Here is a 21,263-nt window from a genome sequence, read left to right as displayed (position 1 = left end):
CGGCGCGCGGCACACCACGCGCGTGGCGCCGGCGGCATGAGCGCCTGGCATCCGTCCCTGTACCGGCAGTGGTTCGCCGTCGCGCCCGCCGCGGCGTTGCGGCGCCAGCCGCTGGCGGTGTCGGTGATGGACCGGCATGCGGCGATCGCGCGTTGCGCCGATGGCGGCCTGCTGGCGCTGGAAGACCGCTGCCCGCACCGGCACGCGCCGCTGTCGGCCGGCTGCGCCACCGGCGACGGCCTGTCCTGCCCCTATCACGGCTGGCGCTTCGACCGCGCCGGCGCCCTGCGCGAGATCCCCGGCCTGCCGCCGGGGCAGGCGCCGCCGGCGGTGCGGGTCCGCGCCTTCGCCGCGCGCGAACACGATGGCCTGATCTGGCTGCGTCCCGACCCGGAAGGCGCGGACGCGCCCTCGCAACTGGTGCAGGCGCTGCAGCCGTCGGCGCGGCGCTTCCTGTGGCGCACGCGCTGGCATGCGCACGTGGTCGATGCGCTGGAGAACTTCCTGGACCCGCTGCACACCCATCTGCTGCATCCGGGGCTGGTGCGGCGCGGCGGCGCGCGCACCGCCATGCGCGCCGAGCTGCGCCACACCGACGAAGGCTTCCACGTCGACTACCGCGGCGCCGCGGCGCAGAGCGGCTGGCTGTACCGGTTGTTCGAATCGCCGCGCATTCTGGAACGCGCGCATTTCGCCGGCCCCGGCAGCGCGCAGATCGAGTACCGCTACGCGCGCGGCGGCCGCGTGCGGATCAGCCTGCACTTCACCCCGCTCGACGCGCGCAGCACCGACGTCTTCGCCAGCCTGCACGTGGAGGGGCGCTGGGCGCCGGCGTGGGCGGTGCGCCTGCTGGTGTGGCCGCTGCTGCGCCGGGTCGGCGAACAGGACCGGCGCATGCTCGCGCTGCAGTCGCGCAACCTGCAGCGCTTTCCGGGCGCGCGCGGTGCCTCCACCGCGCTGGACCTGGTGCGCGAACCGCTGCGGCGTTACTGGGACGGCGAGCCGCTGCCGGCACCGGGCAGCGGCCACGACGTGGAACTCATGCTGTGACCGCGCCGAGCCTCTGCAGCACATCCGCCAATGGGGCCGGACGCCCGAGCAGATAACCCTGCACGCCGCCGCAGCCGTGCGCGCGCAACCAGCGCAACTGCGCCTCGGTCTCCACTCCTTCGGCGACCACGTCCAGCCCCAGGCAATGGCCCAGGGTCAGCAGCGCCTGGCAGATCGAGGCGTTGCGCGGATCGCGGTCGACCTCGGCGACGAAGCTGCGGTCGATCTTCAGCGTGTCCAGCGGCAGGTCGCGCAGATACGCCATGCTGGAGAAACCGGTGCCGACATCGTCCAGGGCCACGCGCACGCCCAGCGCGCGCAGTTGCCGCAGCACGTCGCCGGCCTGCTGCGGCTGCCGCATCAGGCTGCTCTCGGTCAGCTCCAACTGCAGGCCATTGGCGGCCAGCCCGGCCTCGGCGCAGGCCTGCACCAGGTCGGCGACCAGATCGCCATCGAAGAACTGCAGCGCCGACACGTTCACCGCCACCGGCAGGTCCGGCCATCCGTGCTCGACCAGGGCGCGACGCGCCCGCGCCGCCGCGCGCATCACCCAGCGCCCCAGCGGCAGGATCAGCCCGGTGTCCTCGCACAACTGGATGAACGCATCCGGCGCGATGAAACCGCCATCTGCGTGCGGCCAGCGGATCAGGGCTTCCAGTTCGCGCGGCGCGCCGCTGACGGCGTCCATGATCGGCTGGAAATACAGCTCGAACTCCTGGCGCTCGATCGCCTGCTGGATGCGCCCGGCCAGGCGCAGGCGTTCGCCGGTGCGCGCGGCCATGGCGCGGTCGAAGCGCACCAGGCTGCGGCCCTCTGCCTGCGCCGCATGCGCGGCCTGCGCGGCGCTGCCGATCGCCTCGTCGGCATCGGCGGCATCGTCCGGACACAGCGCCACGCCGATGTGCGCCTGCAACTGCTGAGCGAATTCGCCGCCCTGCACGGGTGCGTACAGCGCCTCCTGCAGCGCCTGCAAGGCCAGCGGCAGGGCCTGCGGGTCCAGGATCGCCAGCACGAAGTCCTGCGCCGGCTGGTGCGCGCTCAGCCCGAAGCGCTCGCCGAGCGCGCGGATGCGCTCGGCCACTGCGCAACGCACTGCATCGCCGACGGCGCGGCCGAGGGTGTCGCCGATCAGGGCCAGGCCACGCACCTGCACGTAGGCGATGGCGTAGCCGCCACGCTGCGCGCGCAGGGCTTCGGCCAGCGCCCGCGGCTTGAGCAGGCCGGTGCTGAATTCGTGGCGTGCGAGATAGGCCAGTTCGCGTTCGTGGGCCAGGCGCTCGGTGACGTCCTCGGCCAGGATCAGCCGCGCCGGCACGCCGCCGAACTCCAGGTCGGCGCTGTGGATGCACACCGACAGCAGGCTGCCGTCCTTGCGCCGATGCGTCCACACGCTCGGCGCGTCGAAGCCCTCGCGCGGTTTGCGCACGTCCTGCAGCAAGCGCTCGGCATCCTCCGACGGACGCAGATCGCGCAGGTCCATCGCCAGGAATTCCTCGCGGCTGTAGCCGTACTGGCGCACCGCGGCCTGGTTCACTTCCAGGAAGCGCAGACTGTCCACGGAGAACACCCAGTACGGCAACGGATTGCGATCGAACACCAGGCGGAACTGGCGCTCGGCATCGAGCAGGCGCGCGTGCGCCGCCACCCGGTCGCTGACATCCTGCACCGCGCCGGTCATGCACACGCCCTCGCGGGTGTGCACCAGCGCGCCGCGCGCGGCCAGCCAGCGCAGGCGTCCATCGGGCAGGTGCATGCGATAGACGGTGTTGTAGTCCGCGCGCCCTTGCGCCGCGTCCTCGTACAGCTGCGTCACCCGTGCGCGATCCTCGTCGTGGATCCGCGCCAGGAACGCCTCGATGGGCAGTTGCATGCGCTGCAGGCCGAACATCGCGCCGGTCGGTTCGGACAGGCGCAGCACACGCTGCGCGATGTCGACGCGCCAGGTGCCGATGCCGCCCATGCCGTGCGCCAGGCGCAGATCCTCGTCTCCGCGGCGCAGGCGCTGCAGCAGGTGGCGCTGGCGACGCTCGGCACGGCGCAGGCTGACCAGCAGATAGGCCAGGCCGAGCAGGTACAGCACGTACACCAGCGCCGCCGCCGCGGCGAACCACCACCAGCCGGACAGCGTCTCGCGCAGCCCCACCCCGGCGACTGCCAGCAACGGATACGCACCGCCGCCGCTCAGCGCCAGGATCCGCGGTGTCCCGTCGAAGACATCGCGGCGTACGCCCAGGGCGCCGCCGTGCGGCATCGGCTGCGTCAGCGCGATCGGCAGGCGTGGCTGGCCGGCCGCGAGCGGACGGCTGGCGGCCAGCAGCACGCCCTGCGCGTCGGTCAGCGCGACGATGCCGTCGCGCCCGCTGTCGGTGCCCTGCACGATGCGTTGCAACGCGGCCACCCGCCATTGCGCCTCGACCCAGCCATCGGTGCCCCACGGGACCGCCACGCGCACCACCGCCTCGCCATCGGCCAGGCGCACTGGCGGACTCACGCAGACCCGGTCGCCGCAGCGCGCGCGCGGCATCCATGCGCGCAGTTGCGGATCGCCCGTGCCGCCGAAGCGGCGTTGGCCCTGCGCATCCAGCAGGGCCACGTCGCGCAGTTCCGGGTGCCGCGCCTGCAGGCCGTGCAGCGAGGCGGCGATCAGCTCGGGCGCCCGCGCCGGCGTCTCCGCCAGCAGCGCCTGCGCGCTCAGGCCCTCGCCATGCAGGGCCTGGCCGAGATTGTCCAGTTGCAACTGCAGCAGGCGGTCGCTGCCGGTGGCCAGGGCCAGGCTCTGCCGCTGCGCTGCGGCCAGGCGGTTGTGGCGGTCCTGCGCCAACACCAGCACCAGGCCGGCGGCCAGCAGCACCGCCAGCGCCAGGCCCCAGGTCGCGATCGCCCGCAACGGCGCGCGCGTGACGCGCCGCAGGCTGTGCCGAAAGCGACGGTCACGCTTCCTGTAGGCGAGCGGGTTCGGCGGCATCGAGGGTCGGGAGTGCGGCGTAGATGCTGGATACAGCGGCCTGGGACCGGCGATCTTGACCACCCGTGACGCGATGCTGCGTTCAGCGATGCGGATAAATCATTCAGTCCGTTGCGGCCACTGCGCCAGTGCCTGCGTCGTCAGTCCTACCCGTCGGCACGCACGCGCGGCGATGCCATCGTGCAGTGCCACCCGGAACAGCGGCGCCACCTGCTGCAGCAACCAGGCCGGCACCGTCGGGCCGGTGCGCTGCAGCCGTGCCTGCCGCAGCAGGGCGCTGGCCCATGGCGGCAACAAGGCCGCGCCGGCGCCCAGGAACAGTTCGCGCGATAGTCCCGGCGCCGGCACCGGCAGGCGCAGGCCGGACAGCACCGCCAGCACCTCGCGCGAGCGCGCATCCACCCGCAGCAGCGGCCGCTGCCGCTCGAAATAGTCCAGCACCGCCGCCTCGCTGGCCGGGACGTCGCGTGCGCCCAGCGCTTCGGCCACGCGCCGGCCTTCGTCGTAGTAGCGGTCGGCGATCGCCGCCGGCACCGCGCGGCAGTAGCGGCGGTAGCCCTGCAGGAAGCCGTAGGCCTCGGTCACGTGGACCCAGGTCAGCAGCGCCGGATCGTCGGCGGCGTAGGCGCGCCCGTCGGGCGTGTGGCCGCGCACCCGCGTGTGGATCGCACGCACACGGGCGATCTGGCGTTGCGCCGCGTCGGTGGGCGCGTAGCTGGTGGCGGCGACGAACTGGGTGGTGCGGCGCAGGCGCCCGACCAGATCCTCGCGAAAGTTGGAATGGTCGTAGACCCCGGCCAGCGCCAGCGGATGCAGGGTCTGCAGCAGCAGCGCACACAGCCCGCCGGCCAGCATCCCGGGAAACTCGGCATGGATGCGCCAGGTGACGCTGTCCGGACCAAACAGGCCCACATCGCCGAGCGGCTGGTCGTAGTCGATGGCGTCGCGTTCGCGCGGGAAGGCGCCCAGCACCCAGCGGCGGATCTGCGCGGTGGCCGGAGCGGAGAGGGTGCGTAGCAGCGGGGGCATGCGCCGATGGTAGCGAAAGCGGCGCGAGCGCCGTGCGATGGCGTATGGCGCGCCGCGACCGCGCCGCATGTGCGACCGCAGCATGCACTTTGCGGCCGCTGTGCTAGAAAGAAGCTGCCTCAAGATCGCCAACCGACGTTCCGCGTCCGTCACCGCATCTGCAAGGAGCCCGTCATGCTCGCTCTGTTCAAAGGCTTGGGATTGCTGCTCGAGGACAACGCGCTGCACCAGCGCTCGTTTCCCGAACAGGTCGCGCACTGGCAGCACAAGAGCGAGGCGCAGATCCGCGAAGAGGTCGCGTTGCTGGCCAAGGCCAAGCAGCAGTGGCTGGTGGCGTCGATCATCGGCTGGCAGGCGATCTCGCTGATCCTGCTCGGCGTGATCACCGCGCAGTTGTGGCAGCACGACTACCACCTGACGTTCTCGCGCATCGTCATCGTGGTCACCTCGTGGGTGGCGATCCTGTTCGTGATCTGGTTCATCGCCAACATGTTCGACCGCACCGCCGGCTTCGAGCGCTGGCTCACCGCGTTCAACAGCCGCGAACCGCTGTCGGCCGATGCCGACACCGTGGAGTGCGTGGCCGACGCGCTGAACATGGCGCGCAAGTACCCGGAGATCCTCGCCTACAAGCGCGAGGTGGTGGCCAACCGCGAACTGCGCCACGAGGACATCCGGATCATGCGCGAGATGGGCCGCATCCGCCTGCATGCCGAACTGGTCGCCTCGCTGATCCAGTTCGAAGGCACGCCGCCCGGCGGCCAGCCCGGCGTGTTCCGCGTCGCCGGCTGAGTCGGCCGCACACGCATCTCACGCGCGCCGTCTGCGATAGACGGCGCGCCCGCCGACCACATCACGCGCGGGCGCGAATCGGGCGCAACACGCGCACAGTCGGTCGCGATCCGCGCGTCCGACGGCGTGTTCGCTCAAGCCCGCGATCGCCGCAAGGGCGCAATGCCACGACGATGCCAGCCCCCAGTCAAGCCGCACCGACCCGACGCAGCCGGCGTCGGCCGATCGCGGTGACACGGGGCATTCCCAACGCCCGTTTCGCGAAATATAATCATTCTCGATTAGAACTTTCGCCCCACGTTCTCGATGACACTGCACCCCCTCTCCTGCGCCTGCCTGCTGGGCATGGCGCTGTCCCTGCCTGCGCACGCCGCCACCGTCTCGGACGCCGACAGCGGCGCCGATGCCGCACAGGCGACCGCCCTGCCCACGGTGCAGGTGCGCGCCGACGCGCAGAGCGGCTTCCGCGCCACCGGACCGGTGCAGGCCGACAAGTCGGATGCGCCGCTGGCGCAGACGCCGTTCTCGATCACCGTGGTGCCGCGCGCGCTGCTGGACAGCCAGCAGGCGCGCACCCTGTCCGATGCCCTGCACAACGTCTCCGGGGTGGTCGCCAACACCTACGGCCGGCGCGGCTGGGACGACCTGATCATCCGCGGCCAGACCGCCTCCGACGCGCTGTTCGTCGACGGCCTGCGCACCGCCGACAGCAACCGCGTGGCCGAGCAACTGTTCGGCGTGCAGCAGGTGGAGGTGCTGAAGGGCCCGGCTTCGCTGCTGTACGGACAGGTGCTGCCCGGCGGCCTAGTCAACCTGATCAGCAAGCGTCCCGGCGCCGAACCGATGCGGCGGGTCGACCTGGGCGTGGGCAGCGACGGCCTGCGCCAGGGCAGCGTCGATCTCAACCAGCCGCTGTCGGCCGATGGCAAGGTCGCACTGCGCCTCAATGCGCTGGCGATGAACAGCGACGACCCGACCGACCACGTGTACTTCCGCAGCCGCTGGATCGCCCCCTCGCTGTCGCTGGACCTGGGCCCGCGCACCGATTTCGTGCTGCTGACCAGCTACCAGGAACGCGACTACATCCGCCAGCAGGGTCTGCCGTGGGAAGGCAGCGCCGAACCCAACCGCAACGGCAGGATCGACCGCGCGCTGTTCACCGGCGAACCCGGGCAGCGGCCGTACCACAGCCACCAGAGCCGGATCGGCTACGTGCTCGATCACCGCTTCGACAACGGCTGGAGCCTGCACCACGCCGCACGCTGGCAGAGCTTCGGCCTGGACGGCTTCCTGATCGCCAACAACGGCCTGGCCGCCAACCTGCGCACCCTGCGCCGTACCGCCACCCAGCAACAGTTCGACGGACGCACCTGGGTGCAGGACACCTACCTGCAGGGCGGCTTCGCCACCGGCACCTGGCAGCACACCGTCACCGCCGGCCTGGACGCGTTCAAGACCTGGGAATGGAACGTGCAGTCGACCTGCCGCGTCGGCAATCTCGACGTGTACGCGCCGGTCTACGGCAGCGCCGTGACCTGCCCGGCCCGCCCCACCCGCGACAACCTCAGCGTGGTGACCTCGGGCGGCCTGTACCTGCGCGACCGCATCCAGTTCGCAACGGACTGGCAACTGCTGCTGGGCCTGCGCCACGACCGCAGCCGCAACCGCAGCGAGGACCGGCTGGCCGGCAGCGACACGCGCACCGACAACAGTGCCACGACGGGTTCGGCGGCGCTGATGTTCGACGTCGGTGGCGGGCTGCGCCCGTATGTCAGCGTCGCCACCTCGTTCTATCCCAATGTCGGCGGCGATGCGCAGGGCGCGCAGTTCGATCCCGAGCGCGGGCGCCAGGTGGAACTGGGCGTCAAGATGGAAGTGAGCAGCAGCACCAGCCTGAGCATGGCGCTGTACGACCTGCGCCGGCGCAATGTGCTGCAGACCGATCCGTTCAACGACGGCTACAGCATCGCCGTGGGCGAACAGCGCAGCCGCGGCCTGGAGCTCAACGCCGCCGCCGACCTGGGCAACGGGTTGAGCCTGTTCGGCGGCTACGCCTACACCGATGCGGTGGTCACCAATGACGGTGGCCAGCGTGTCAGCAGCGTCGGCAGCCGCCTGAACAACGTGCCGCGGCATAGCGGTTCTGTGTGGCTGCAGTACACCGCCCACGGCGCGGTCGACGGCTGGAGCGTCAGCGGCGGCGCCCGCGCCGAAGGCGAGAAGACCGCTTACGGCCATCGCATTCCCGGCTACCTGGTGTTCGATGCCGGCCTGGGCTACCGCCAGGGCCATTGGCGCTACGCGCTGAACCTGAAGAACGCCTTCGACCGCGACTACTTCACCGGCGGCCTGCAGCGCGCCGTGGCCTTGGGCGACCCGCGCACGCTGCTGTTCTCGGTGGGCGTGGATTACTGAGTGGGTGCGCGTCGTTGCGCACGACGCGACGCCGTTCGTGCCAGCGTGCTGTGGGATTGCGGGACAGCGTCCTGTGGGAGCGACTTCAGTCGCGACGCGAGAGGCCATCCGGCGGCTCCGTTGCAGAGGCGTCGGGACTGAAATCCCTCCCACAACGGCAGCGATCCGATTGCGACAGTCGGATGCAAGGCGGATACGGCGACGCGATGCATCGGTCGACCTCGCATCCGGGTCGCGGCTGAAGCCGCTCCGACGGCGCCGATCTTCGGACCGCAACGAGGCATCGCGCAGGAGCGGTTTCAGCCGCGACGCATGACGCTGTCCGACGGCTCTGCGGCAATGCCTCTCAACGGCTGCAGCCGCGACGCGCGACGTCCGACAGCTCCGCGGTAATGCCCGTGTGGGAGCCACTTCGGTCGCGACGCAAGACGCCATCCGGCAGTTCCATTGCAGACGCGCCGGGACTGAAGTCCCTCCCACAACAGCCGCGGCCATCGTGACATCGCTGGATGTGTCGGAAGATCGTATCGACCAGCCGTTCGCTATCGCCTCTCACTCGCGCCCGCAGGCCGACGCCGGCGCATCCGACACCACGCACTGGCGGAAGTCGCGTGGCAGCCCGGCGATCTCGCGGCGCTGACCGATCGCCAAATCGAAGGCCTGCAGCACGCGCGGATTGCAGGCAGCGCCATCGCCGCCGCTAGCCTGCGGCGATGCCGTGCAGGCGGCGTAGACCTGGTAGTGGCAGCGCCCGCTGCGGCTGTCGATGCAACGGAACGTGGCCAGGCCACCGCGATACGTAGTGCGGCTGAAGAGCAGCGGCACGCCGCGTTCGCTGGCCTGCACCACGGTCTCGCGGCGGGCGCCCATGGACAGGTCGAGATCGGCATGTCCCTGGCAGCCGAACAGGCCGAGCAGGCACGACCACAGCACGGAGAGCAGACGCATGGCGGAGATTCCTTGTTCCAGTGCGAAGCGAGGGGATGCGCGGCTACATGCCGCGGAACAGGCTCATATACGGCTGGCTGACGGTCAGGACCTCGTCGCGGTGGCGCAGCTTCAGCCGGCCCTTGCCGGTGTCGTCGCGCACCACCGAGGCCACCGCCTTGAGGTTGACGATGGTGGAGCGGTGGATCTGCCGGAACGCCGCCGGATCGAGCACGTCCAGCAGCTCGCGCAAGGAGGTGCGCAGCACCGCCTCGCCATCCCGGGTGAGCACCGTGGTGTACTTGCTGTCGGCCTGGAAATACAGCACGTCGTCGAGCAGGATCAGCCGCGTCTCGCGGCCGCTGCTGGCGGTCACCCAGGCCAGCGGCGGCGGCGCCGACGGCGCGGCCGGGCGCTGCTGCAGACGCTGCAGCAGCGCGTCGAGCACCGCCGGATCCGGCCCCTGCGCCGCCCGTGCCTGCAGCCGCTGCACCGTGGCCTGCAGGCGCTCGCGCACGATCGGCTTGAGCAGGTAGTCCACCGCGCCGTGCTCGAACGCGTCGATGGCGTACTGGTCGTAGGCAGTGACGAACACCACCTGCGTGTGCGGGCTGAGTTCGCCCAGCGCACGCGCCACCTCGATGCCGCTCAGCCCGGGCATGCGGATGTCCAGGAACGCCACCTGCGGGCGCAACTCGGCCAGCCGCTCCAGCGCGCTGGCGCCGTCCTCGCACTCGGCGACGATGCGCAACTCCGGCCACACCTCGCCCAGCAGCGCGACCAGCGCATCGCGCAACAGGGTTTCGTCCTCGGCGACGATCGCGTCAGTCATGGTGCGCTCCCGTGTGCGTCGCCACCGGCGCCGGCAATGGCGGCGGTGGCGGCGTCGTCCCCGCCGGCCACGGCAAGGTGATGGTGGCGGCCACACCGCTGGGGAAGTTGGAGACGATGGCGAAGCTCGCCGCGCCGGCATAGGTGAGGCGCAAGCGCTCGCGCAGGTTCTTCAGGCCGATGCCGGTGCCGCTGGACTGGGTGTTGAAGCCCAGGCCGTCGTCGGCCACGGTCAGGGTGACGTGGTCGTCGACCGCGCGCGCCAGGATCCAGATGGTGCCGCCGCCGGGCTTGGGTTCCAGCCCGTGCTTGATCGCATTCTCCACCAGCGTCTGCAGCATCATCGACGGCAGCGGCAGCGTCTTCATCGTCTCCGGCACCTGCACCTGCAGTTGCAGGCGCGCGCCCATGCGAATGCGCAGGATCTCCAGGTAGGCCTGGGTCCGCTCGAGTTCGTCGCCGAGCGAGCTCATCGCGTCCTCGGTGCTGGGCAGCGAACGCCGCAGGTACTGGATCAGATAGCCCAGCATCAGGTCGGCGCGCGGCGGATCGGTCCGCGCCAGCACCTGTGCACTGGCCAGCGTGTTGTAGAGGAAGTGCGGCTCGACCTGCGCGTGCAGCAGGTTCAGCCGCGCCACGGTCAGCTCCTGCTCGGTGGCGGCCTGTGTGGCGGCGGCCTGCTCGTCGCGGCGCAGCTCGGCCACGCGCCGGGCCAGCGCACGACCCAAGGCTTCGGCGTTCTCGTAGTTGCTGCCCTCGTCGACCGCGAACAGGTCGATCCAGGCGCTGGCATCCGGCTCCAGAAGCAGGGTCAGGCTGCTGGTGCCGGTGCCCGGGGTCACTGTCGCCAGCACCTGGTTGCGCTTGACCGCGAAGCGCGCGGCCAGGTTCCAGCGCGACGGCGGGCGGCCGTTGTACGGATCGATGCGGCGCACCTTGGCGCGCACCTGCAGGCTGTCCAGCGTGCTTTCCACCTCCTCCACCCGCGGCAGCTCGCGCACCGCCGCATCCAGCAGTGCGAACGCCTCATGGGTGTCCAGCGGGATCTCGATCTGGCGCCGCTGGCGGCTGGCCAGGGTGCCCCAGTCCAGGCGCCCGGCGATCAGCCAGACCTTGCGCAGGTGGGTGATGCCGGCGATCAGCGCCGACAGCATCAGCAGCATCGCCAACAGGCCGAACAGCCAGCCCGGCCCGGAGTTCATGCCGTAGAACAACCCCGCCCAGACGAAGGCGGCGACAACCACCGCCACTGCCCAGGCGCACAACAGGCGAACGAGGAAGAACAGGCTGGCGAGCATGGCGGCCGTGGACTGGGAAGTTCCGGCGAGGATAGCCGCGGCGTCGCACGGCGCCAGCGGCGTGCGACGAAACCGCCGCTGGCGAGGATGGGACCGGGCCTTGGCAGGACGAAACCGCAGCCCATCTGCACGCCGAGGCGGCGGCGCCATTCCAGGCGACAGCGCGCCCTACAGCCGGCTCACGCTCCGGATGCGGATCTCGCTGCTGTCCACGCCGTGGCGTTGCGCCGCCTGCGCCCGCATGTGACACAGCAGCCGCTCCGGATCCAGCGGCGCCGGCTCGGCCCAGGTGTGCGCCAGGGTGCCCCAGGCCACGCGCTGGCCGAAACTGTAGGCCTCGTAGTCGGCCAGGTAGTGGCGCGCGCGCTCAGGTGCCGACGTGGACATCGCCTTCGTAGCCGTTGCAGCCCAGGTGTTCGAGCGCGATCGACAGCGCCAGCGCGTAGCCCTGCGCGCAGTAGCCGCCAACCTGGCCCAGCCGCTGCACCGACGCCGCGCACAGGCAGGCTTCGCGGCGATCGCTGGCATCGTCGTGCACTTCCACGTAGGGCCGGCGCAGGTGCGCGACCGCGTCCGCGGTGACGGCGCTGTCCGAGCACGCGCCCGGATCCAGCAGCAGCATCTCCACCCCGGCCTGGTCGGCCTGGGCCAGCGCCTGCAGCAGTTCGCGCTCGCTGGCGCAGCCGCGCACGGCCAGGGTCTTGCCGGCGCGGCCGGCATGGGCGAGCAATTGCCGCATCACCGGTGGGGCGATGCGGGCCGGGCGGCCGCGATGGCCGGCCACGCAGTCGGGGCCACGGAGCAACAGGATCGACATGGCGGCGCCCTCAGTTGGCCAGCGCCGCGCGCGCGCCGAGCCGGCGCTGCGCCACGCCCAGGGCGATCGCGTAGCTGTCGGCGAGCGCACCGTTGGCGATCACCGTCAGCAACGGCATGTGCCGCGGATGCAGCAGCGGTTCCAGCGCCTGCGCGCTGGCATCGTGCACCTCGATGTACGGATGGCCCAGCGCATCCAGCGCCGCGCACAGCTGCGCGCCATGGTCGGCCAGCTCCGACGCCGGCAACTCACCGGAATCCAGCAGCACCAGCTCGGTGTCGTCGCACGCGCCTTGCTGCAGCCGCGCCACGATCTGCGCGGCATCGGCACAGGCCACCGGCACCACCTGCGCGGCATGGGAAGCGGCCAGACACTGCGCCGCGGCGATGGCCGACGCATCGCGATGCGGGCCCTGGATCAGCAGAATCGACATGGAACACATCCAACGGAAAGGACGTGGCGCAGTCTGCGCGCGCGCCGCGTAAGCGTTCCATGGCGGAAGTGGGCCTGGGGCGTAAAGCTTGCGTAAGGCGGGAATCGGGAATGGAGAATCGTTGAGCGCAAGCCGGGAACGTTCAGCCAACGACATGCCGCTTTTCCGATTCCCCATTCCCCAATCCCCATTCCCGGCTTTATGCGATCATCCCCCGCTTCCCGCCGCCGCCGGACCCGCCATGACCCAAACCGCCCTGCGCCGCGATGTCGGCCCGTTCGCCCTGATGCTGACCGGCCTCGGTTCGATCATCGGTTCCGGTTGGCTGTTCGGCGCCTGGCGCGCCGCCGGGCTGGCCGGCCCCGGTGCGATCTGGGCCTGGGTGCTGGGCGCGGCGATCGTCACCACCATCGCCCTGGCCTATGCCGAGCTGGGCGCGATGTTCCCCGAGTCCGGCGGCATGGTCCGCTACAGCCACTACTCACACGGCTCGCTGGTCGGCTTCATCGCCGGCTGGGCCAACTGGATCGCGATCGTGTCGGTGATCCCGGTGGAGGCCGAGGCCTCGGTGCAATACATGGCCTCCTGGCCCTGGCAGTGGGCGCAGGATCTGTACGTGCAGCAGCCCGGCGGCGCCGGCGAGCTGTCGGTGCCCGGCCTGTGCATCGCCGCGGTGCTGGTGCTGGTGTACTTCCTGCTGAACTTCTGGAGCGTCAAGCTGTTCGCGCGCTCCAACAGCCTGATCACCGTGTTCAAGCTGGTGGTGCCGGCGCTGACCGGCGTGGCGCTGATCGCCAGCGGCTTCCACAGCGAGAACTTCAGCGTCGGCCTGCACGGCGGCAGCCACACCATCGACTTCGCCGCGGTGCTCACCGCGGTGGCCACCGCCGGCATCGTGTTCAGCTTCAACGGCTTCCAGAGTCCGGTGAACCTGGCCGGCGAGGCGCGCAATCCCGGGCGCAGCATCCCGTTCGCCGTGCTCGGCTCGATCGCGCTGGCCACGGTGGTCTACGTGCTGCTGCAGGTCGCCTACCTGGGCGCCGTGCCGCCGGACCTGCTGGCCAAGGCCGGCTGGCACGGCATCGACTTCCGCTCGCCGTTCGCGCAGCTGGCGATCATCGTCAACCTGCACTGGCTGGCGATGCTGCTGTACGTGGACGCCTTCGTCAGCCCCAGCGGCACCGGCATCACCTACACCGCCACCACCGCGCGGATGATCTACGGCATGGAGCGCAACGGCACCATGCCCAAGGTGCTGGGCCGGATCCATCCGACCTGGGGCGTGCCGCGCCCGGCGATGTTCTTCAACCTGCTGGTGTCCTACCTGTTCCTGTTCTTCTTCCGCGGCTGGGGCACGCTGGCGGCGGTGATCTCGGTGGCGACGATCATTTCCTACCTGACCGGCCCGATCAGCGCCATGGCGCTGCGCAAGCATGCGCCGGAGATGCACCGCCCGCTGCGCATCGCCGGCCTGCCGGTGCTGGCCGCCGCCGCCTTCGTGCTGGCCACCGAACTGCTGTACTGGGCGCGCTGGCCGCTGACCGGCGAGATCATCCTGCTGATGCTGGTCGCCTTGCCGGTGTACGCGTACTACCAGCAGCGCGACGGCTGGAAGGATTTCCGCCGGCACCTGCGCGGCGCCAGCTGGCTGATCGCCTATCTGCCGACCATCGCCCTGCTGTCGTGGGCCGGCAGCACCACCTTCGGCGGCCACGGTTACCTGTCCTACGGGCCGGACCTGGTGGTGGTCGGCGTGGTCGCGCTGGGCTTCTACTTCTGGGGCGTGCGTGCCGGCTGGCGCACCCCGTCGCTGCAGCAGGCCAGCGGCGGCTGAGCCGCGGCGGCGCTCAGCCGCCGCGCAAAGTTTGCAGCGCGCGCGACAGCAACGTGGCGCCGCTGAAGCCGGCCAGCGCGCACAGCCCTGCCGCGGCGGCCAGCGCACCGATCTCGGCATGATCGCCGAACAGCGCGATCGCCGAGCCGATGCACGCTGCCGAGAACCCGGCGCCGACCAGACCGATGCGCAGATGCGCGCGCCAGCCGCGCAGATGCGGCCAGGCGCGTACTGCGACCAGGCCGGTCAGCAAGGCCGGCAAGACGCCGAACAGGTAGGAATACAGCGCGATCCCCAGCAGCATCAGCAGCCCGCCGCCGATGTCACCGAGGTGAGCGCCGCCCCAGAGCCACGCGACCGCCATCATCGGCAGCAAGACCGCCGCAGTCCCCAGCGGCGGCCCTACCAATGGGAACGCCACGGCCACGCCGAGGTAGACCAGCCAGCGCGGCAGCGGATCGCTCCCCGCGTCGGCGCCCATCGGATCGGCGCCTTCCGCGCCCGCACCCGGCGGCGGATCCGCCGCCGCCTGCGGCGCAGGCGGCACTGGGGCGCGACTCACTTGGCGGGCGCGGCTTGGCGCTGTGCGGCGCTGGCGTCGCGGGTGGCGCGGAACTCGGAGTCGCGGCTCCAGTTCGGCCACTGCGTCGAATTGGCCAGTTCCTCGCCCAGCGTGTACAGCACCTGCATGTCGCGCGCGGCGCCGGCGAAGGTCCAGTTCGGCTGCCACTCGTCGCCGGGCTGGTGGTAGCGCTTGGCGGTGTAGTCGTCCGAGGCGGCCTTGCCGGCCGCCACGCCGCCGTCCACCCAGTCCTGGCCGGCGGCGAAGGACAGCGCCGGCACGCCGCGCTTGGCGAAGGAGAAGTGATCCGAGCGGAAGAAGTAGCCGGCTTCCGGCTTCGGATCGGGCGTGTAGCGCAGGTCCCAGCCCTTGGCCACGCGCTTGAGGTCGTCGAGCAGTTCCAGCTTGGCGGTGCCGTAGATGCCGAAATCGCGCGAGGGCCCGAACGGGCTCATGCCGTCCATGTTGATCACCGCCACCGTGCGCGCCAGCGGATACAGCGGCTTGGAGGCGTAGTACTCCGAGCCGAGCAGGCCCTTCTCCTCGGCCGTGACCGCCATGAACACCACCGAGCGCTGCGGCGCCGGGCCCTTGGCGAAGGCGCGGGCCAGTTCCAGCAGCGCGGCGACGCCGCTGGCGTTGTCCAGCGCGCCGTTGAAGATGCGGTCGCCCTTGGCGTCGGGTGCGCCCACGCCCAGGTGATCCCAGTGCGCGGTGTAGATGAGGGTGTCGTCCGGCCGGGTCTTGCCGGGCAGCCGCGCGACCACGTTGTGCGAGGTGATCACCTCCGACTTCACCGCGTAGTCGGCGTACAGGCGCTCGCCCTTCAGCTCCACCGGCTTGAAGTCGCGCGATTGCGCCTGCTTCTTCAGCGCATCGAAATCCAGCCCGGCGCGCTTGAACAGGTCCACCGCCAGGTCGCGCTGGATCCAGCCCTCCAGCTCCGGGTGCACCGACTTGGGATCGTCGCGGACCACATCGAACATGCTGTTGGTATTGGAGTTGGCGACGGTGGCCCAGCCGTAGGACGCCGGTGCGGTCTCGTGCACGATCAGCACGCCGGCCGCGCCCTGCCGCGCGCCTTCCTCGAACTTGTAGGTCCAGCGGCCGTAGTAGGTCATGCCCTTGCCGTCGAACGCACCCTTGCCGGTCTCGAAATCGGGGTCGTTGATCAGCACCACCGCGATCTTGCCCTTCAGGTCCACGCCCTTGAAGTCGTCCCAGCCGCGCTCGGGCGCCTTGACGCCGTAGCCGACGAACACCAGCGGCGCGCCGTCCAGGGTCACCTGGCTGCTGCCGTCGAGCGCGGCGCGCACGGCGATCTGCTGGCCCTGGGTCAGGGCCTGGCGCTGGTCGCCGCTGGCGATGGCCAGCTGCGGCGTACCGACGATGTCGGCGCGGCGCAGCGGCACCGCCTGGGTCCACAGGCGCTTGCCGTCGCGCAGGTCGCCGCCGGGCTGCAGGCCGGCCGCCTGGAACTGCGCGCTGAGGTAGGCCACGGTCTTCTCCTCGCCCGCCGAGCCCGGGGCGCGGCCCTCGTAGGCGTCGGAGGCCAGTGTCTTGACGTCGGCGGACAAGCGCTTGGTGTCGAAGGTCGGTGCGGGCGGCGGTGCCGCCAGGCTGGCGCCGGACAGCGCAAGCGCCAGCAGGCTCACGATCGGTCGTTTCACGGAGTTCCCTCGGCAGACACAAAGAACCTCGAGTGTAGCGGCGCGGCCAGGCGATCGGCAGGGGCCGGGGGCCCTTCGGGCGCGCGGTCCTTCGAGCACTGATGTCCTGGGACGCACCATCATCCGCGCGCACGCCGCCTGCGGCTGCGCGTGCGGCAGGGACGCGCGAGGAAATGGACGCTCGCCCGGGACTTCCGTGGCTGGAGCCCGCGGGCCGGCTGGCGCCCTGCGGCCGCAGGCCAGCACCGGCCGGGCCGCGGCAGCGCTCAGCGTCCGCGCAGCCGATCCAGCGCCAGCGAGAGCAGCATGGCGCCGACGCCCCCGGCAAGCACGCAAGATCCCAGCCAGCTGCCGGGCTCGCGGAACGCGTCGCGGTGGCTGTTGATCCAGGCGATGAGCGCACCGACGCAGACGGCCGACATGGCGGCACCGATCACCCCCACCAGCAGATGCGCGCGCCAGCCACGCAGGCGGGGCCAGGCATAGGCGGCGAACAGGCCGGTCAACAGCCCCGGCAACGCGCCGAAGATGCAGGACATCAACGCCATGAGCAGGAGAAGCGGCAGCGCATCGCCGAAGCCGCCGGGCTGCCCCCGCGTCCAGAAAAACGCCAACGGCAGACCGACGACCAGCGTGCCCAGGAGCGGCCCGACGATCGCGAACGCCAGCACCACGCCGCTGCGGACCAGCCAGCGCGGCGCCCCATTGCCCGGGGGCACGCCATCGGGCTGCGCGCGCGCAGCGGCTGCGGTGTCCGCCGGGGCGACCGCCGCAGCTTCGTCCATCCGTGCCGCCGCGGCCCCGGCGGCAACCGCCGGGGCTGGCGCCGGCGCTGCGGACGGCGGTAGCGGTTCCCGACTCACGGGCGCCGCGCTGCGCCGGCGACGCGGCGCGCGCGGAAGGCGGAATCGGGGCGCCAATGGGGCCACTGCACCGCGAAGGACAGGTTTGGACGTTGCACGAAGATCCCTCTCGGCAGGCATGAGCGGCCGAGTGTAGCGAGGCGGCCGCGGGACCGGCGAGGGCCGGGCACCCGCCAGACGTGCGCTGTCGCAAAAATTTATTGTGATAAACCGCTCAAATACGAACCTGAACATGCTCTAATGCCGCGCTCGCGTATCACGGGGCCGCGCCGATCCGGTGGCCACGCCGATCCGCGTGCCCCTCCCGGCTTCCACCCGAGCCGGGCGCGGCGCCCGTTGCCCCTACCCTCATCTGGGCCGCTCCGACTGCGGGGCCGGCCCGCTTCCGGAGACCTGCAGAGATGTCGATGTCCCCTCTCACCCGCATCACCCGTTGCGTGCTGGCCGCCGCGCTGCTGGCCGCCAGCGGTTCGGCCTGGAGTTACGCCGTCAGCAAAGGCACGGTGGTGGACGACCGCGGCAACGCGGTGCAGCTGCGTGGCGTCAACTGGTTCGGCTTCGAAGGCAGCGCGCACACCGTGCATGGCCTGTGGGCGCGCAACTGGAAGGACATGATCACGCAGATGCAGGGCCTGGGCTTCAACGCCGTGCGCCTGCCGTTCTGCCCGCAGACCCTGCGCGGCGTCGCGCCGACCAGCATCGACTACGGCCGCAACCCGGACCTGCAGGGCTTGAATTCGCTGCAGGTGCTGGACAAGGTGGTCAACGAGTTGAGCAGCCGCGGCATGTACGTGCTGCTGGACCACCACTCGCCCGATTGCCAGGGCATCTCCGAGCTCTGGTACACCGACTCCTACAGCGAGCAGCAGTGGCTCAGCGATCTGACGCTCGTGGCCAAGCGCTACGCGTCGGTGCCGGGCGTGATCGGCATCGACCTGAAGAACGAGCCGAACGGCCGCAACACCTGGGGCACCGGCAACCTCAAGACCGACTGGAACAAGGCGGTCGAGCGCGCCTCGGCGGCGGTGCTGAAGGTGGCGCCGAAGTGGCTGATCGTGGTCGAGGGCATCACCGACAACCCGACCTGCTCCAGCAGCTACGGCTACTGGTGGGGCGGCAACCTGGAACCGCTGACCTGCACCAAGCTCAACGTGCCGGCCAACCGCCTGCTGCTGTCGCCGCACGTGTACGGCCCGGACGTGAACTGGCAGCCCTACTTCGGCGACAGCAGCTTCCCGGCCAACATGCCGGCGATCTGGGAGCGCCAGTTCGGCCAGCTGACCCAGCTCGGTTACACCATGATGATCGGTGAGTTCGGCGGCAACGAAGGCCGCAACCAGGCGCAGGACCCGATCCTGCAGAAGGCGCTGATCGACTACCTGATCAAGAAGAACATCCGCAGCGGCTTCTACTGGGCCTGGAACCCGAACAGCCGCGACACCGGCGGCGTGCTCGACGACGACTGGACCACCGTGCGCACCGAGAAGATGACCGGGCTCAAGCGGCTGTGGGGCGACACCAGCGGCACCACGCCGACACCCACTCCGACGCCCACGCCCACCCCGGAGCCGACGCCCACCCCGACCCCCACGCCGACTCCGGCCCCGGGCAGCGCCAGCTTCAGCACCAAGGTCATCGTCGACAGCGACTGGAACGCCGGCTACTGCGAACGCGTGCAGGTGACCAACAGCGGCAGCGCCACCGGCAACTGGGCGGTCACCCTGTCCATCAGCGGCACCGTCAACAACCTGTGGAACGCCACCTGGAAGCAGTCGGGCACCACCCTCAGCGCCAGCGGCGTGGACTGGAACAAGACCCTGGCCCCCGGCGCCACCGCCGAGTTCGGGTTCTGCGCCGCCCGCTGAAGACGGCGCCATCGCCCCGCGCAGCGCGCGGGGCCCAACCTCAACGGCAGCGTCCCACGACGCTGCCGTTGGCGTTTTCACCAGGTGACGGCGCGCCCGTGGACATCACCACAGCACCTGCGCGCAATCCGTGGACAAGCCCGTCTTCTGCAACGGCAGTCACGGCCGCCATGGCGGACACTGCCGATCATCGCCGCCAAGTATCCGCCCCCTTGGCCGGCGCACTCCGCACCGGCCACCCTCGGAGCATCGCGATGAACCGATCCCTGCATTCCCGCATTACCCGCTGCCTGCTGGCCGCGGCGCTCGTGGTCGCCAGCGGCTCGGCCTGGAGCTATGCCATCGACCAGGGCAAGGTGGTGGACGACGCCGGCAACGCCGTGCAATTGCGCGGCGTCAACTGGTTCGGTTTCGAGACCTCGCAGCACACCGTGCACGGCCTGTGGGCGCGCAACTGGAAGGACATGATCACGCAGATGCAGGGCCTGGGCTTCAACGCCGTGCGCCTGCCGTTCTGCCCGCAGACGCTGCAGGCGGTCTCGCCCGGCAGCATCGACTACAGCCGCAATCCGGACCTGCAGGGTCTGAACTCGCTGCAGCTGCTCGACAAGGTGATCAACGAACTCAGCAGCCGCGGCATGTACGTGCTGCTCGACCACCACACCCCGGACTGCAACGCGATCTCCGAACTCTGGTACACCGGCAGCTACAGCGAGCAGCAATGGCTGAATGATCTGAGCTTCGTCGCCAAGCGCTACGCGTCGGTGCCTGGGGTGATCGGCCTGGATCTGAAGAACGAGCCGCACGGCGCCGCCACCTGGGGCAGCGGCAATGCCGCCACCGATTGGAACAAGGCCGCCGAACGCGCGTCGGCGGTGGTGCTGAACGCGGCGCCGAACTGGCTGATCGTGGTCGAAGGCATTTCCAACACCTCCACCTGCTCCAGCGACACCGCCCACTTCTGGGGCGAGAACCTGGAACCGCTGGCCTGCACCCCGCTGGCCGTCCCGGCCAACCGCCTGTTGCTCGCCCCGCACGTGTACGGGCCGGACGTGTCCATGCAGCCCTACTTCAGCGCCAGCAACTTCCCGGCCAACATGCCGGCGATCTGGGAGCAGCACTTCGGCCGGTTCGTCCAGGCCGGCCACGCGCTGCTGCTGGGCGAGTTCGGCGGCAAGTACGGCCAGGGCAACCCGCTGGACGTGCAGTGGCAGAACGCCCTGGTCGACTACCTGATCGGCAAGGGCATCCACAGCGGCTTCTACTGGTCGTGGAACCCGAACAGCGGCGACACCGGCGGCATCCTCAACGACGACTGGAGCACGGTGCGCAACGACAAGGTGACCCTGCTGAAGAAGCTGTGGGACGGCGCCGGTAGTGGTAGTGGTAGTGGTGGTGTTGGTGGCGAAGGCGGTAACGGCGGTGGCAACGGCGGCGGCGGAACGCCCACGCCGCCACCGTCCGGCAGCAGCTTCAGCACCAGGGTGCTGGTCGACAGCGACTGGAACGCCGGCTACTGCAACCGCGTGCAGGTGACCAACACCGGCGGCAGCAGCGGCGACTGGACCGCCACCCTGTCGATCAGCGGCACGGTCAACAACCTGTGGAACGCCACCTGGACGCAGTCGGGCACCACCCTCAGCGCCAGCGGCGTGAACTGGAACAAGACCCTGGCCCCCGGCGCCACCGCCGAGTTCGGCTTCTGCGCCGCACGCTGAGCGCGAGCACTCCGCAGCGTTCCTGAGGTCCCGCACGGCCACGCCCCCCCAGACGTGGCCGTGCGCCGTGTTGGCCCCGGCCCCGCGCCCCGCGGTGTGCCATCAGTCACGTTCCCGCCGCCGCCGCCGGCCCTCTACTGCTGGCGCACCTGTCCACTATACTCGCCCGCCCTCTCTTCGACATGTCGTGCTAT

Annotated in this window: 17 protein-coding genes; 6 read left to right on the top strand and 11 right to left on the bottom strand. The window is 70.7% G+C overall.

Annotation, left to right across the window (positions count from 1 at the left end; translation table 11 throughout):
- Window positions 1–36 precede the first annotated feature (36 nt).
- A complete protein-coding gene (locus CEK68_RS02915; RefSeq protein ID WP_152238485.1) occupies window positions 37–1,050 on the top strand; it encodes a Rieske 2Fe-2S domain-containing protein in 1,014 nt (337 codons plus the stop codon).
- Here the strand turns inward: CEK68_RS02915 and CEK68_RS02910 are convergent.
- Both CEK68_RS02910 and CEK68_RS02905 read right to left on the bottom strand, forming a co-directional pair.
- The gene (locus CEK68_RS02910; protein WP_152238484.1) at window positions 1,040–3,937 is read right to left on the bottom strand and encodes an EAL domain-containing protein; all 2,898 of its coding nucleotides are present in this window, start codon (window positions 3,935–3,937) and stop codon (window positions 1,040–1,042) included. The two genes, CEK68_RS02915 and CEK68_RS02910, sit on opposite strands and share 11 nt — an antisense overlap.
- A 177-nt stretch (window positions 3,938–4,114) precedes the next feature.
- On the bottom strand, window positions 4,115–5,044 hold the full coding sequence (locus tag CEK68_RS02905; RefSeq protein ID WP_152238483.1) for an oxygenase MpaB family protein: 930 nt from the start codon (window positions 5,042–5,044) through the stop codon (window positions 4,115–4,117).
- A gap of 6 nt (window positions 5,045–5,050) precedes the next feature.
- On the opposite strand from CEK68_RS02905, the gene CEK68_RS02900 reads away from it, so the two are divergent.
- Entirely contained in the window at window positions 5,051–5,836 is a 786-nt protein-coding gene (locus tag CEK68_RS02900; RefSeq protein WP_226977741.1) for a hypothetical protein, read from the top strand.
- 306 nt (window positions 5,837–6,142) lie between these two features.
- Complete coding sequence (locus CEK68_RS02895) at window positions 6,143–8,251, top strand: TonB-dependent siderophore receptor (protein WP_152238482.1); 2,109 nt, start codon at window positions 6,143–6,145, stop codon at window positions 8,249–8,251.
- 552 nt (window positions 8,252–8,803) lie between these two features.
- On the opposite strand, the gene CEK68_RS02890 is transcribed toward CEK68_RS02895, so the two are convergent.
- From CEK68_RS02890 to CEK68_RS02865, 6 genes are all read right to left on the bottom strand, one after another.
- The gene (locus tag CEK68_RS02890) at window positions 8,804–9,199 is read right to left on the bottom strand and encodes a hypothetical protein (RefSeq protein ID WP_152238481.1); all 396 of its coding nucleotides are present in this window, start codon (window positions 9,197–9,199) and stop codon (window positions 8,804–8,806) included.
- Between the two features lie 43 nt (window positions 9,200–9,242).
- Window positions 9,243–10,010 (bottom strand): LytTR family DNA-binding domain-containing protein, encoded by a 768-nt coding sequence (locus CEK68_RS02885; protein ID WP_017916878.1) that lies wholly within the window; start codon window positions 10,008–10,010, stop codon window positions 9,243–9,245.
- Window positions 10,003–11,307 carry a histidine kinase gene (locus CEK68_RS02880; RefSeq protein ID WP_152238480.1) on the bottom strand — a complete coding sequence of 435 codons (1,305 nt, stop codon included), beginning with the start codon at window positions 11,305–11,307 and terminating at the stop codon, window positions 10,003–10,005. Before CEK68_RS02880 ends, CEK68_RS02885 begins: the two co-directional genes overlap by 8 nt.
- A 168-nt stretch (window positions 11,308–11,475) precedes the next feature.
- Window positions 11,476–11,694, bottom strand: a complete 219-nt coding sequence (locus CEK68_RS02875) for a hypothetical protein (protein ID WP_017913865.1) — start codon at window positions 11,692–11,694, stop codon at window positions 11,476–11,478.
- Window positions 11,675–12,124, bottom strand: a complete 450-nt coding sequence (locus tag CEK68_RS02870; protein WP_152238479.1) for a type II 3-dehydroquinate dehydratase — start codon at window positions 12,122–12,124, stop codon at window positions 11,675–11,677. Before CEK68_RS02870 ends, CEK68_RS02875 begins: the two co-directional genes overlap by 20 nt.
- Before the next feature lie 10 nt (window positions 12,125–12,134).
- Window positions 12,135–12,557, bottom strand: coding sequence for a hypothetical protein (locus tag CEK68_RS02865; protein ID WP_017908519.1), 423 nt, complete (start codon window positions 12,555–12,557; stop codon window positions 12,135–12,137).
- Window positions 12,558–12,798: 241 nt separating this feature from the next.
- On the opposite strand from CEK68_RS02865, the gene CEK68_RS02860 reads away from it, so the two are divergent.
- On the top strand, window positions 12,799–14,391 hold the full coding sequence (locus tag CEK68_RS02860) for an APC family permease (protein ID WP_017908520.1): 1,593 nt from the start codon (window positions 12,799–12,801) through the stop codon (window positions 14,389–14,391).
- Window positions 14,392–14,404: 13 nt separating this feature from the next.
- Here CEK68_RS02860 and CEK68_RS02855 read toward each other — a convergent pair whose 3' ends face one another.
- From CEK68_RS02855 to CEK68_RS02845, 3 genes are all read right to left on the bottom strand, one after another.
- Window positions 14,405–14,953 carry a hypothetical protein gene (locus CEK68_RS02855; protein WP_226977740.1) on the bottom strand — a complete coding sequence of 183 codons (549 nt, stop codon included), beginning with the start codon at window positions 14,951–14,953 and terminating at the stop codon, window positions 14,405–14,407.
- The gene (locus CEK68_RS02850; RefSeq protein WP_026143885.1) at window positions 14,950–16,623 is read right to left on the bottom strand and encodes a M28 family metallopeptidase; all 1,674 of its coding nucleotides are present in this window, start codon (window positions 16,621–16,623) and stop codon (window positions 14,950–14,952) included. Before CEK68_RS02850 ends, CEK68_RS02855 begins: the two co-directional genes overlap by 4 nt.
- 266 nt (window positions 16,624–16,889) lie before the next feature.
- On the bottom strand, window positions 16,890–17,408 hold the full coding sequence (locus tag CEK68_RS02845) for a hypothetical protein (protein WP_226977739.1): 519 nt from the start codon (window positions 17,406–17,408) through the stop codon (window positions 16,890–16,892).
- A gap of 479 nt (window positions 17,409–17,887) precedes the next feature.
- Here CEK68_RS02845 and CEK68_RS02840 point away from each other — a divergent pair, with 479 nt between their 5' ends.
- Both CEK68_RS02840 and CEK68_RS02835 read left to right on the top strand, forming a co-directional pair.
- Window positions 17,888–19,351 carry a glycoside hydrolase family 5 protein gene (locus CEK68_RS02840; protein ID WP_193314085.1) on the top strand — a complete coding sequence of 488 codons (1,464 nt, stop codon included), beginning with the start codon at window positions 17,888–17,890 and terminating at the stop codon, window positions 19,349–19,351.
- 254 nt (window positions 19,352–19,605) lie between these two features.
- Window positions 19,606–21,069 carry a glycoside hydrolase family 5 protein gene (locus CEK68_RS02835; RefSeq protein WP_043093454.1) on the top strand — a complete coding sequence of 488 codons (1,464 nt, stop codon included), beginning with the start codon at window positions 19,606–19,608 and terminating at the stop codon, window positions 21,067–21,069.
- Window positions 21,070–21,263: the final 194 nt, after the last annotated feature.

This window comes from Xanthomonas sp. LMG 12461, assembly GCF_009192935.1.
Classification (GTDB): Bacteria; Pseudomonadota; Gammaproteobacteria; order Xanthomonadales; family Xanthomonadaceae; genus Xanthomonas_A; species Xanthomonas_A sontii.
Note: the sequence above shows the minus strand (reverse complement) of the source record. Positions and strands in the feature narration are given on the sequence as shown.